The organism is Streptomyces sp. LUP47B (assembly GCF_001746295.1).
GTDB lineage: Bacteria > Actinomycetota > Actinomycetes > Streptomycetales > Streptomycetaceae > Streptomyces.
Window position 1 is genome coordinate 24,843 of the sequence record NZ_MJAH01000023.1, and the last position, 12,809, is coordinate 37,651.

Annotated in this window: 10 protein-coding genes; 7 read left to right on the forward strand and 3 right to left on the reverse strand. The window is 70.8% G+C overall.

Annotated features, from left to right (window positions below; translation table 11 throughout):
* The first annotated feature begins 71 nt into the window (after positions 1–71).
* The 3 genes from BFN33_RS43655 (at position 72) to BFN33_RS43665 (ending at position 3,507) form a co-directional block, all read left to right on the forward strand.
* On the forward strand, positions 72–1,580 hold the full coding sequence (locus BFN33_RS43655; protein WP_069765784.1) for a cellulase family glycosylhydrolase: 1,509 nt from the start codon (positions 72–74) through the stop codon (positions 1,578–1,580).
* 276 nt (positions 1,581–1,856) lie between these two features.
* On the forward strand, positions 1,857–2,531 hold the full coding sequence (locus tag BFN33_RS43660) for a Type 1 glutamine amidotransferase-like domain-containing protein (RefSeq protein WP_069765842.1): 675 nt from the start codon (positions 1,857–1,859) through the stop codon (positions 2,529–2,531).
* Positions 2,532–2,571: 40 nt separating this feature from the next.
* Complete coding sequence (locus BFN33_RS43665; protein WP_141758060.1) at positions 2,572–3,507, forward strand: hypothetical protein; 936 nt, start codon at positions 2,572–2,574, stop codon at positions 3,505–3,507.
* A 66-nt stretch (positions 3,508–3,573) separates the two neighbouring features.
* Here BFN33_RS43665 and serC read toward each other — a convergent pair whose 3' ends face one another.
* Positions 3,574–4,692, reverse strand: a complete 1,119-nt coding sequence (serC, locus tag BFN33_RS43670; protein ID WP_069765786.1) for a phosphoserine transaminase — start codon at positions 4,690–4,692, stop codon at positions 3,574–3,576.
* A gap of 90 nt (positions 4,693–4,782) precedes the next feature.
* Here serC and BFN33_RS43675 point away from each other — a divergent pair, with 90 nt between their 5' ends.
* The 3 genes from BFN33_RS43675 to BFN33_RS43685 are packed head-to-tail and all read left to right on the forward strand — an operon-like array spanning position 4,783 to position 8,422.
* Positions 4,783–7,671, forward strand: a complete 2,889-nt coding sequence (locus BFN33_RS43675) for an FAD-binding and (Fe-S)-binding domain-containing protein (protein ID WP_069765787.1) — start codon at positions 4,783–4,785, stop codon at positions 7,669–7,671.
* A 45-nt stretch (positions 7,672–7,716) separates the two neighbouring features.
* Positions 7,717–7,935 (forward strand): hypothetical protein, encoded by a 219-nt coding sequence (locus BFN33_RS43680; protein WP_069765788.1) that lies wholly within the window; start codon positions 7,717–7,719, stop codon positions 7,933–7,935.
* Between the two features lie 22 nt (positions 7,936–7,957).
* Entirely contained in the window at positions 7,958–8,422 is a 465-nt protein-coding gene (locus BFN33_RS43685; protein WP_069765843.1) for a GNAT family N-acetyltransferase, read from the forward strand.
* 18 nt (positions 8,423–8,440) lie between these two features.
* On the opposite strand, the gene BFN33_RS43690 is transcribed toward BFN33_RS43685, so the two are convergent.
* Entirely contained in the window at positions 8,441–10,162 is a 1,722-nt protein-coding gene (locus tag BFN33_RS43690; RefSeq protein ID WP_069765789.1) for a protein kinase, read from the reverse strand.
* Positions 10,163–10,604: 442 nt separating this feature from the next.
* Between BFN33_RS43690 and BFN33_RS43695 the strand changes: the two genes are divergently transcribed.
* Positions 10,605–11,543, forward strand: a complete 939-nt coding sequence (locus BFN33_RS43695; protein WP_069765790.1) for an EamA family transporter — start codon at positions 10,605–10,607, stop codon at positions 11,541–11,543.
* A gap of 467 nt (positions 11,544–12,010) precedes the next feature.
* On the opposite strand, the gene BFN33_RS43700 is transcribed toward BFN33_RS43695, so the two are convergent.
* Positions 12,011–12,751, reverse strand: coding sequence for a trans-aconitate 2-methyltransferase (locus tag BFN33_RS43700; RefSeq protein WP_069765791.1), 741 nt, complete (start codon positions 12,749–12,751; stop codon positions 12,011–12,013).
* Between the last annotated feature and the right edge of the window lie 58 nt (positions 12,752–12,809).

A 12,809-nucleotide genomic window follows, 5' to 3' on the forward strand; every position in this document is an offset into this window, starting at 1 on the left:
TGGGGGTGCAGGGTGATGGGAGCGCTCCCATCGAGTTCCGGGCCCGCGCCTCCCGAGAGGAAGCAGCGAACATGTTCCGCAGCTTGCGAAGAGCGCTGTGTGCGGTGGCGGCGGCGTGTCTGTTACCGCTGGGGACCGCTGGTCTTCAGTCGGCCCACGCCGCCGAGTCGGCCGGCGCCGGCTACTGGCACACCAGCGGCCGCCAGATCCTGGACGCCTCCGGGCAGCCGGTCCGGATCGCCGGGATCAACTGGTTCGGCTTCGAGACCGACAACCGTGTCGTGCACGGCCTCTGGTCCCGCGACTACAAGTCCATGATCGACCAGATGAAGTCGCTGGGCTACAACACCCTCCGCATCCCGTACAGCGACGACATCTTCAAGTCGGGGGCGGTCCCCAACAGCATCGACTTCTCCAGCGGCAAGAACGCCGACCTCCAGGGGCTGAACTCCCTCGGCGTCCTGGACAGGATCGTGTCGTACGCCGGTCGGGACGGCCTCAAGGTCATCCTCGACCGGCACCGCCCGGACTCCGGCGGCCAGTCGGCGCTCTGGTACACGGCCGCGGTCCCGGAGTCGACGTGGATCGCCAACCTCAAGGCGCTGGCGACGCGTTACCAGGGCCAGGACACGGTCGTGGGCATCGACCTGCACAACGAGCCCCACGATCCCGCCTGTTGGGGCTGCGGGGACACTTCTGTGGACTGGCGGCTGGCGGCTCAGCGGGCCGGCAACGCGGTGCTGGGGGTCAATCCCGACCTGCTGATCTTCGTCGAGGGCGTGCAGACCTTCAACGGCGTCTCCGGCTGGTGGGGCGGCAACCTGATGGGCGTCGCCCAGTACCCGGTGCAGCTGAGTGTCGCGAACCGGGTCGTGTACTCCGCCCACGACTACGCGACGAGCGTGGCCCAGCAGAGCTGGTTCAGCGATCCGTCGTTCCCCGCCAACATGCCGGGGATCTGGGACAACTACTGGGGATACATCTTCAAGCAGAACATCGCCCCGGTGTGGGTGGGCGAGTTCGGCACCACCCTGCAGTCGAGCGTGGACCAGAAGTGGCTGGCTGCGCTGGTCTCGTATCTGCGGCCGACATCGACGTACGGCGCCGACTCCTTCCACTGGACCTTCTGGTCGTGGAACCCCAACTCCGGTGACACGGGCGGAATCCTGAAGGACGACTGGCAGACCGTGGACACCGTGAAGGACGGATACCTGGCGAGTGTGAAGGCGCCGGGCTTCCCGGGCGGCGGGAGCGACCCCGGTGACCCGGGCGGGAGTACGGCGGCGTGCACCGCCGCCTACTCCGTCAGCAGCGACTGGGGCGGCGGCTTCAACGCCGAGGTGAAGGTGACCAACTCGGGTTCCGTGGCGCTCGGTTCCTGGAAGGTCACCTGGACCTGGCCCGGCTCGCAACAGGTGACGTCCATGTGGAACGCGTCGTACACCCAGACCGGCTCGACCGTGACCGCGACGAACGCCGCGCACAACGGGGCGGTCGCGGTGGGCGGTTCGGCGAGCTTCGGGTTCGGGGGAGCACCGGGAGGTGGGGGCGTACCGAGTGTGAGCTGTACGGCGTCGTGAGGTCTGTGTGACGGGGGCGCTCGGTGGCTGCCGAGCGCCCCTTCAACAAGGCAAAGCCCCGGAGCTGCTCTCCTCAGCCTCAGCCGGCGAAGCCGCGAATAGGGCGGCGGGTTTCTCCCCCACCCGCTGCTTGCCCAGGCCCTCCTCGGCAGCAGCACGAAGCCTGACCTTCGAGTTGCCCGTCCCGCCCCCGTCGCCTGGACTTCCCCTGCAATGGGGACTCGTTGAGGATGGTTGCCGACCTGGGATCTACGCGTCATTCCTCGGAAGGACATGATGAAGCTTCTCCTCACCGACTCCGGCGTTAAGAACGCGCGCATCCAGGACGCGTTGGTCGACCTCCTGGGCAAGCCGATCGCCGAGTCCAGCGCCCTGTGCGTCCCCACCGCGGGGTACGGGGCCCCCGACGCCGATCCGGGCGGCCCATGGCGATTCATCAGCGGACGATCCCCCCACCCCATGACCGGACTGGGATGGAAGTCGGTGGGCGTGCTGGAGCTGACCGCGCTTCCCGGCGTCGAGAAGGCGCGCTGGGTCTCCTGGGTCCGTGAGGCCGACGCCCTGCTGGTCAACGGCGGTGACGCGCTGTACCTGGGCCACTGGATGCGGAAATCCGGGCTCGCCGAACTCCTGCCGTCGCTGCCCGACATGGTCTACGTGGGACTCAGCGCCGGCAGCATGGTGATGACACCCCGCATCGGGGAGCACTTCGTGGGCTGGAAGCCGACCTCCGGAGAGGACAGCGCTCTGGGCCTGGTCGATTTCTCGATCTTCCCGCACCTGGATCATCCGGCTTGTCCCGAGAACACCATGGCCGAGGCGGAGCGGTGGGCGGCCGGAATCGGGGGTCCGGCGTACGCGATCGACGAGCAGACCGCCATCAAGGTGGTGGACGGCGCCGTAGAGGTGGTCTCCCAGGGCCACTGGAAGTTGTTCAACACGACCTCGTGAAGCGCTACTTTCGTGGTCGGGGGCATGTTCACTCGAACGGTTGATCATGCAGGCGGACGGGTGTGGGGCGTGTGTTCGCTCGATTACGTTCCGTCGCATGGTCAGTTCACAACATGACGCCGTGCATCGGATCTTCCGACAGGAGCCGGACCTCCTGGCCCGTCTCGTGCCGGAGGCGGGCGTCAGGTTCCCCGAGTACAGCTCGATCGAGCCCCTCGACACCGATCTCACCGAGATCAGGCCGTTGGAGCGTCGGGTGGACAGCTTCTTCCGGGTCCGTACGGCCGACGACGAAGGCGGGTTTCTGCTCGCTGTCGAGTCGCAGAGCAAGCCGGACCCGGACAAGCACAACAGCTGGGCGTACTACTTGGCGCACATGTATGCCAAGTACCGGTTGCCGCCGATTCTGCTGGTGGTGTGCCGGGACAAGAAAACGGCGGAGTGGGCGAGGGGCCCCATCCGAATCGGGCGCAGTTTCCACACGAGCATGGAGGTGTTCCCCTTGGTTCTGGGGCCGATCGGCGTGCGTCCGATCACCGACCCGGAGGAGGCGGCGAAGGACTTGGCGCTCACCACTTTCTCCATTCTCATCAACGCCAAGGATCCGGGCATCCTTGCGATACTGGACGCGGTGGCACCGGTGCTGGGGCCGAACGCGGACTGGGCGGAATACATCGAGGCCGGTCTGGACGAAGGTCCCAGCCGCGATCATTGGAGGGAACTGATGGCCGTGTACACCCCGAACTTCCCTGGCTTGGGCAGCGTGATGGAGGAGACGTGGCTCGAGGTCCACGCCGATGGTGAGGCGAAGGGCGAGGCCAAGGCCATCCTCCGGGTCCTTCGCACGCGGGGTGTCGAAGTCTCCGAGTCCGTGCAGGAAAAGGTGATGGCCTGCGTCGATCTGGAGGTTCTGGAGACCTGGCTCGACCGTTCCCTGACCGTGGCAAGCGCCGAAGAGCTGTTCGTCGAGGAGTAGCCGTAAGCGCGAGAAAGGGCGCCCGGTGTTCGCCGGGCGCCCTCGTCGTCGTAGCGGAAGCGGGTGTTACAGCTTCTCGATGACGTAGTCCACGCACTTCGTCAGGGCCTCGACGTCCGCCGGGTCGATCGCCGGGAACATCGCCACGCGCAGCTGGTTGCGGCCGAGCTTGCGGTACGGCTCGGTGTCCACGATGCCGTTGGCGCGCAGGACCTTGGCGACCGCGGCGGCGTCGATCTCGTCCGAGAAGTCGATCGTGCCGATGACCTGGGAGCGCTTGGCCGGGTCGGTGACGAACGGGGTCGCGTGCTTGGACTCCTCCGCCCAGCTGTACAGACGCGTCGAGGAGTCCTTCGTGCGGGCCGTCGACCACGCGAGACCGCCCTGGCCGTTGATCCACTCCAGCTGCTCGTTGAGGAGGAAGAGGGTGGCGAGGGCCGGGGTGTTGTACGTCTGGTTCTTGCGGGAGTTGTCGATCGCCGTCGGCAGCGAGAAGAACTCAGGGACGTGGCGGCCGGACGAGTGGATCCGCTCGGCGCGCTCGATCGCGGCCGGGGAGAACACGCCGATCCACAGGCCGCCGTCGGAGGCGAAGGACTTCTGCGGGGCGAAGTAGTAGACGTCCGTCTCGGACACGTCGACCGGGAGGCCGCCGGCGCCGGAGGTGGCGTCCACGAGGACCAGCGCGCCCTCGTCGGCGCCGGCCACCCGCTTGATCGGGGCGGCGACACCGGTGGAGGTCTCGTTGTGCGTGAACGCGTACACGTCCACGCCGGCCTCGGCCTGCGGCTCCGGGTGGGTGCCCGGCTCACTGGAGATCACCGTCGGCTCGGCCAGCCAGGGGGCCAGCTTGGACGCCTTCGCGAACTTCGACGAGAACTCGCCGAAGGTCAGGTGCTGCGACTTGTTCTCGATCAGGCCGTGCGTCGCGACGTCCCAGAACGCGGTGGAGCCGCCGTTGCCGAGGACGACCTCGTAGCCCTCGGGGAGGGAGAACAGCTCACTGATGCCCTCGCGCACCCTGCCGACCAGGTTCTTGACCGGGGCCTGGCGGTGGGAGGTGCCGAGGAGAGAGGTACCGGTTGCGGCCAGCGCGTCCAGCGCTTCCGTCCGCACCTTGGAGGGGCCCGCGCCGAAACGACCGTCGGCGGGCTTGATGTCAGCGGGAATCTGGATCTCAGCCACGAGGGGAGCGTAGCCGCTGGGGGAAACCTGGTCGAAACGTATCCGTCGGGTGAGACGCGGCGGTGTTGACCGGACTGGTTTGCTGGAGTCATGACGGATCTTGAGGCCGATCTGCGCAAGGCCGTCCGGGGCGAGGTCGGTTTCGACGTCACCTCCCGGGCCCTGGTCACCATGGACGCGTCCAACTACCGGCGGGTCCCTCTCGGGGTCGTCGCCCCCCGGGACGCCGACGACGTGGCCGCCGTGCTGGAGGTCTGCCGTACCCATGGCGTGCCCGTCGTCCCCCGCGGCGGCGGCACCTCCATCGCCGGACAGGCCACCGGTACCGGGGTCGTGCTGGACTTCACCCGGCACATGAACCGGGTTCTCGCGCTCGACCCCGAGGCGCGTACCGCCGTCGTCCAGCCCGGGCTCGTGCTCGACCGGCTCCAGGACGCCGCCGCCCCGCACGGGCTGCGGTTCGGGCCCGACCCCTCCACCCACAGCCGGTGCACGCTCGGCGGAATGATCGGCAACAACTCGTGCGGCTCGCACTCGGTGGCGTGGGGGACGACCGCGGACAGCGTGGCGGAGCTGGACGTCGTCACCGCGCGCGGTGAGCGGCTGCGGCTCGGACAGGAGTGGGCCGGGGCGCCGACGGGACTGCGGGAGCTGGTCGACGGGGAGCTCGCACGGCTGCGGACCGGCTTCCCCGAGCTGCCCCGCCGGATCTCCGGATACGCCCTGGACGCCCTCCTGCCGGAACACCGGGCCGACGTCGCCCGGTCCTTCTGCGGCAGCGAGGGCACCCTGGGCGTACTCACCGGGGCCGTCGTCAAGCTGGTGGAGGCGCCACGCGCGCGTGCGCTCGCGGTGCTCGGGTACGCGGACGAAGGCGCGGCCGCCGAGGCGGCGGCGGGGCTGCTGGTGCACCGCCCCCTGACGGTGGAGGGCATGGCGGCCGACCTGGTGCCCTCGACGGTCGCGCTGCCGCGGGGCGGCGCCTGGCTGTTCGTGGAGACCGGCGGCTCCTCCCCGGCCGAGGCACACGCGCGTGCGGAGGACGTCATGCGGGCGGCCGACGTCCTCGACGCGCTCGTGGTGACCAACCCGGCGGGGCAGCGGGCCCTGTGGCGCATCCGCGAGGACGCCAGCGGTACGGCGACCCGGATGCCGGACGGCTCCGAGGCATGGCCCGGCTGGGAGGACTGCGCGGTGCCGCCGCAGCGGCTCGGCGCGTATCTGCGGGACTTCCGCGGACTGCTCGACTCGCACGGCCTCCGCGGCACTCCGTACGGACACTTCGGCGACGGCTGCATCCATGTCCGCATCGACTTCGACCTGCTCACCGGGCCCGGCATCGCCCGCTTCCGGCGCTTCTCCGAGGAACTCGCCGACCTGGTGGCGGCGCACGGCGGGTCGCTGTCCGGAGAGCACGGGGACGGACAGGCGCGCGCCGAGCTGCTGCCGAGGATGTACGGCGAGGAGATGGTCGCCCTCTTCGAGCGGGCGAAGGCCATCTGGGACCCGGACGACCTGCTCAACCCGGGGATGCTGGTCCGCCCGGCGCCCCTCGACACCAACCTCCGCTTCTCCGTCCTGCCCCGCGAACCGGTCGAGGTCGCCTTCGGCTACCCGGCCGACGGCGGTGACTTCTCCGCCGCCGTACGGCGCTGCGTCGGGGTCGCGAAATGCCGTACGACATCGGCGTCCGGGTCCGCCGTCATGTGCCCGTCCTTCCGGGCCACCGGCGAGGAGGCGCACTCCACGCGCGGGCGGGCCCGGCTGCTGCACGAAATGCTGGCCGGCGAGGTGGTGACCGACAGCTGGCGGTCGGAGGAGGTGCGTGAGGCGCTGGACCTGTGCCTGTCCTGCAAGGGCTGCCGCACCGACTGCCCGGTCGGGGTCGACATGGCCACGTACAAGGCGGAGTTCCTGCACCACCACTACGCGGGACGACGGCGCCCGGCGTCCCACTACAGCATGGGCCGGCTGCCGGTGTGGCTGCGCCTGGTGGACCGTACGAGATCGGCCGCGATGGTCAACTTCCTCGCCTCGCTACGGCCGTTGGCGGGCGTCGCCAAACGGCTCGGCGGGATCGCACCCGAGCGGCGGATCCCCGAGGTGGCGACGGAGACGTTCAGCCGGTGGTGGGACAGGCGAAAGGCCGGGGGCGCCGGTGGGGATCCGGTCGTCCTGTGGCCGGACACCTTCACGGAGCATCTCTCACCGTCCGTGGGACAGGCGGCCGTACGGGTGCTGGAGGCGGCGGGGCTGCGGGTGGTGCTCCCTCCCACCGTGCACCTGGAGAAGGCGCCGGTGGGCGACGGCAGGACGGTCGCCCTCGACCCGGTGTCCCTCCTGCGCGGCCGGGGCCGGGTCTGCTGCGGCCTGACGTATGTGTCGACGGGGCAACTCGACCGCGCCCGTACGGTGTTGCGCCGCACCCTCGACCTGATGGCCCCGGTGCTGGAGACCTCGCTCCCGGTCGTCGTCCTGGAACCGAGCTGCGCGGCCGCCCTCCGCACCGACCTGCCGGAACTGCTGCACGACGATCCGCGGGCCGCCCGGCTCGCCTCCCGGGTTCTCACCTTCGCGGAGGCGCTGAGCCAACTCGCCCCCGGCTGGCGGCCACCGGCCCTGAACCGGCCCGTCGCCGGCCAGACCCACTGCCATCAGCACGCCGTCCTGGGCGACATGGCCGACCGCCGGCTGCGCGAGGCCGCGGGACTCACCGGCGACCTGGCCGGCGGCTGCTGCGGCCTCGCGGGCAACTTCGGCTTCGAGAAAGGCCACTTCGAGGTGTCGCGGTCCTGCGCGGAGGACCAACTGCTGCCGTCGGTACGGCAGTCACCCGAGGACGCGGTGATGCTGGCCGACGGATTCTCCTGCCGCACGCAGCTGGAGCAGCTGGCCGGGGTGCGGGGGCGGCACCTGGCGGAGGTACTCGCGGAGGCGCTGCGGAGCGGTGAACGGGCCGATGCGGTGGGCGGGCCGTGAGGGGATCGGGCGGGCGTCGCCCACCGATCACCCGGCAGCGTCGGCATGCCGTACGGGCGTGCCGGCGCCCACTGGTGCCTGATCGGGCCCGGCACCGGTCTGCGGGTGACGCCGTACGACATCCCGGTGGCCGTCGAACGACTCGTCGCGGAGTGCGACTGGCCGGGGATCGGGGAGTGGGCGGACTACTACCTCAACGCGCGGGCGACGGACGAGGAGGCGCTGGAGGCGTTCGGGACGCGGGACGGGAGGACGGGCTCGTAGGCCCCGTTGGGATACTGCCGTGGTGGAAACGAACACCCGTCTCACCGACTGGACGCTGCGTGCCGCGACGCCGGCCGATACCGAGGTCATCGTGGAACTGCGCGCCGTCGTGCTGCGCCCCGACCTGGAGCGGCTGGGCCGGTTCGACGAGCACCGGGTACGGCAGCGGTTCCGGGACGCCTTCGTCGAGCGGCACATGTCGATCATCATGGCCGAGGAACGTTTCGCGGGCTGTGTCGCACTGCGGCCGGCCGCGGACGGCCACTGGCTGGAGCACTTCTTCATCGCCCCGGAACTCCAGGGCCACGGCCTCGGCTCGGCCGTCCTGCGCAGCCTGCTCGCGCGGACCGACGCAGACGGCGAACCCGTCCGCCTGAACGTCCTCCAGGGCAGCGCGGCCCGACGCCTGTACGAGCGCCACGGCTTCACCGTGGAGAGCGAGGACGCGGTGGACGTCTTCATGGTGCGGGGGCCGCGCGCGGGCTGAGGGACCTTGACGGAGCGGTCAGCCGAGCGTCCAGATCTGGTTGTCCCTCCCGTTGCATTCCCAGAGGACCGCCACCGTTCCGGACGCGCCTCCGAAGATGTCCACGCACTTCTGCGACTGCTCGGCCAGCAACTCCGTGCCGTCGAGGCGGAACTGCTGGCTGCCGCTCCCGTCGCAGCCGGCCAGTTGGATCGCGGTGCGGTCGTCGGTCGCTCCCCCGGCCACGGTCATGCACTTCCCCGAGGACCGGACGACCCCGGAACCCAGCTGCCACTGCTGCGCCGCCGAGCCGTCGCACGTGTCCTGGTACAGCTGCACCCCGTCCGACCCGTTGCCACGGCTCAGGCACTTCCCTGAGGCGGCGACCACCAGTGCACGGCCCGTCGAAGCTACCGGTGCGCTGGATCGGCTCGTCGTGGGCGTGGCCTCGGTTCCGGCATCCGCCCCGGTGCCGACTCCCGCGGCCTCGGTTGCCGACCTGGACGGCGAGACGGCCCCGGGCGTCGGCGACGTGGCACCGGCACTCGGGGAGTCCGACGGGGAGGGCGTCACGGACGGGGCCGCGCCCTGGGGCGGCGGCGCGGTCTTGCCACCCGCCGCGGTGACGCCGTCCGATGCCTGGACACCGGTACCGTCCTTCTCCACCGTCTGTGTGACCAGCAGCGCGATCGCGATCAGTACCGCCGCGGTGATCGCTGCGCCGATCACGACCGGGTTCCTCCAACGACCCGAGCGCGGCTGCGCCCGCCGCCCGGTCGAGGTGGGCGGTGGGCCGTCCGGAACGGCCCCGGCAGCGGATGCCACCCGCTTTCCGTGATCCCGCTCCGTCTCAGGCTCCGGCTGCCGCTCGGGAGTTGCGTTGCCGGGCTCCGGGTGCACGGCGTCGACCGCCGATACGGCCGGCGCGGCGACGGAGGAGTGCCCTTCGGCGGCTGCCGTCCGCAGGAGACGCTCGGCCTCCTCGGCCGACAGCCGCTCATCGGGCTTGTTGGCGATCAGCCCCTGGATCAGCGAGGTGAGCGGTCCGGCCTTGCGCACCTCGGGCAGCGGGCCCAGGGCGATGGCGTACATGGTCTCCGTCACCGTGTCCCGGAGGAACGGGGAGTGGCCGTCGACCGCCTGGAAGAGCGTCGCGCCCAGCGCCCATAAGTCGGCCTCCGGGCCCGGTACGGCGCCGGCGAGACGCTCGGGGGCGATGAAGTCGACCGACCCCACGAGTTGGCCGGTGACGGTGAGGGTCGAGGTGTCGGAGGCCTGGGCGATACCGAAGTCGGTCAGGACAACCCGGCCGTCCTCGGTGAGCAGCACGTTGGCGGGCTTCACGTCCCGGTGCAGGACCCCGGCCCGGTGCGCCGCCCGCAGTGCGGCGAGCACGCCGAGCCCGATCCTTGCGGCCTCTTCGGGCGGGACCGGGCCGTGCGCTCGGATCACGTCGGCGAGGGTGGTGGAAGGCACGTACTCCATGACGATGGTGGGCAGGCCCTCGTCGTCCACCACGTCGTGGACGACGACGACATTGGGGTGGCTGATCCGGGCGGCGCTGCGGGCCTCTCGGCGGGTGCGCTCGAAGAGGGTGGCGAGCTCGTCCTCGGACAGATGCGGCTGGGGGTGGAGCCTCTTGACGGCGACGTTGCGCCCGAGGACGGTGTCGTGGGCGCGCCAGACGGTGCCCATACCGCCTTGGCCGATGCGGTCGAGGATGCGGTATCGGCCGGCGATCAGCCGTTCTTCGTCAGACACCGTGGATTCCTTTTCGCTGCTGCGGGGCTGCGCCGGTCAGGAGTGCGTGCCTTGGAACTCTTGGTCGGGGTCTCCCCCAACAGCACCTGATATCCGGTCCGTTGGAAGGGCGGCGCGCCGCTGGTCGATCGAGTAATCATACTTTCAAGCGAACGCCTATGCCTGTGCAGACACGGCGATGCCGACGCAGCTCCTGCCGGGCCGACGGCAGGATCAGCCGTCCGAAGGACCCCGTCATGTGTCCCGCCGACACGTGCCTTCACGACCCCGCCGAGGGCGGCGTCTTCGGATACGGGGAAGCTGCGGCTGCCGTTGTCCGGGGGCGACCGCTGAGTCACCATGGACAGGTGTATATCGGGTTTACGCACATGACTCGGTCCACTATCGTGGACCGAGTAGTGCACCACGATGGACGAACCCCGAGCCGATCCCTGGAAGCCCCGTGACCACCTCCAGCAGCGTCCCGACGTCGTCACCGACTCCGATGACCGCCACGCCCACCCGCGGGCCCCGCCGATCCGGCTCCCTCGGTCCCGTCGGCCTGGTGCTCGCCGGGTGCGTCTCCGTGCAGTTCGGCGCGGCGCTGGCCGTGACCCTGATGCCGAGGGCGGGCGCCCTCGGGGTCGTGACCCTGCGACTGCTGGCTGCCGCGCTCGTCCTGCTCGTCGTCTGCCGCCCCCGGCTGCGTGGGCACTCCCGCACCGACTGGGGCACGGTCGTCGTCTTCGGCCTCACCCTCGCCGCGATGAACGGCCTCTTCTACCAGGCCGTCGACCGCATCTCCCTCGGCGCCGCCGTGACCCTGGAGTTCCTGGGGCCGCTCGCCCTCTCGGTGCTCGCCTCCCGGCGCGCCGTCAACACCGTCTGGGCCGGACTCGCGCTCGCCGGTGTCTTCCTCCTGGGCGGCGGGGACTTCGGCGACCTGGACCCGGCAGGCGTCGCCTTCGCGCTGGGCGCGGGCGCCATGTGGGCGGCGTACATCGTCTTCAGCGCGCGGACCGGCCGCCGCTTCCCGCAGGCCGACGGCCTCGCCCTGGCGATGGCGGTCGGCGCGCTGGCGTTCCTGCCGCTCGGCATCGCGGAGTCCGGCACCAGGCTCCTCGACCCGGTGACCGTGGGTCTCGGCGCGGCGGTGGCCCTGATGTCCTCCGTCCTGCCCTACACCCTCGAACTCCTCGCCCTGCGCACCCTGCCCGCCTCCGCCTTCGCGATCCTCATGAGCCTGGAGCCGGCCCTGGCCGCCCTCGCGGGCTTCCTGATCCTCGACCAGGCCCTGTCCGCGGTTCAGGCGCTCGCCGTCGCCCTCGTGATCGCGGCGAGCATGGGAGCGGTCCGGACGCAGGTGGGACGTGGCAAGGCAACGCTCCCACCGGTCGACTGACCGAGTCGGGGTCGACCGGAGTGTCGTAGTCCGTCGGGGAGTCCCGCGATGAGGCGTGGGCGCAGGCCGCGCGGGCCGCCTCAGCGAGTGCCTGTTCGCTCGGCCCGGTCGGTCCAGGTGACGTCAGCGCGGACTGTGTGGCGCAGGACCGGGACGGCCCGGTGCTGGTCCTCGCCCGACCCACCCGCTGCCTCGGCGAGTGCCTGTTCGCTCGACCCAGTCGGTCCACCCGGCCCGGGCGACGTCAGCGCGGATTGTGTCGCGCAGGACCGGGACGGCCCGGTGCTGGTCCTCGCCCAACCCACCCGCCGCGTCGACGCCCCGTACCAACTGTTGACGGGCCGCACGACCGTCACACCCACCCACGCCCCGGACCTGCCCGCGACGCGTTACCGCGTGATGCCGTCGACAGCGGCCGTATCACCGAGACGGACGGCCACGACGAGCCGCTCGTACGAGCCGGCCGATCAGTCCGCGACCTTCTCCCACACCGAGACGTGCGACTCGCTCTCGTTCGTGAAGGGCGCGCCGCTCCAGTCCTCCCACCGGTCCCGCAGCCGCATCCCGGCCAGCCGCGCCATGAGATCCAGCTCCGCGGGCCAGACGTACCGGAAAGGGATGGTCCGGAAGGAGCCCCGGCCGTCCTCGACCCTGACGTGGTTCGAGGCCATCGCCTGGGTGGCGACGTCGTAGGTGTCGAAGCCGAGGCGGTTCTCGCCGACGTGGAACGGCACGGCGTTCTGCCCCGGCGGAAGCTTCCGCAGTTGGGGGATCATGACCTCCACGACGAAGGTCCCACCATGTGCCAGATGGGCCGCGACATTGCGGAAGCAGTCCACCTGGGCGTCCTGGGTCGTCAGGTTCATGATCGTGTTGTAGACGAGGTAGCCGACCGAGAAGGTGCCCGGCACCCGGGCCGACGCGAAGTCCCCGATCGTCACCCCGACCGCCCCGCCGCCGGGCTTGGCCCGCAGCCGGTCCGTCATCGCCCGGGACAGGTCGATGCCGTGCACCTCGACCCCGCGGCGCGCCAGCGGCAACGCGATCCGCCCGGTGCCGACGCCCAGTTCCAGGGCCCGGCCCTCGCCGGCGAGCTCCGCCAGCACGTCCACGGCGGGCTCGACCGCGTCCGGCGCGAACATCCCCGCGGACGACTCGTCGTACGTCGCCGCGACGGACTCTCCGAAGTAACCGTCGTCATCGATCATCGGAGGACCGTACTGCGGGGGAGGGCGCGGGCGCCCCCGAATTTCGGGGACGCGCGCA

What these genes read in the sequence shown, in the direction of transcription:
- BFN33_RS43655 (WP_069765784.1), top strand. Translation starts at nt 72, where the DNA reads ATGTTCCGCAGCTTGCGAAGAGCGCTGTGTGCGGTGGCGGCGGCGTGT.
- BFN33_RS43660 (WP_069765842.1), top strand. Translation starts at nt 1,857, where the DNA reads ATGAAGCTTCTCCTCACCGACTCCGGCGTTAAGAACGCGCGCATCCAG.
- BFN33_RS43675 (WP_069765787.1), top strand. Translation starts at nt 4,783, where the DNA reads ATGACGGATCTTGAGGCCGATCTGCGCAAGGCCGTCCGGGGCGAGGTC.
- BFN33_RS43680 (WP_069765788.1), top strand. Translation starts at nt 7,717, where the DNA reads ATGCCGTACGGGCGTGCCGGCGCCCACTGGTGCCTGATCGGGCCCGGC.
- BFN33_RS43700 (WP_069765791.1), bottom strand. Translation starts at nt 12,751, where the DNA reads ATGATCGATGACGACGGTTACTTCGGAGAGTCCGTCGCGGCGACGTAC.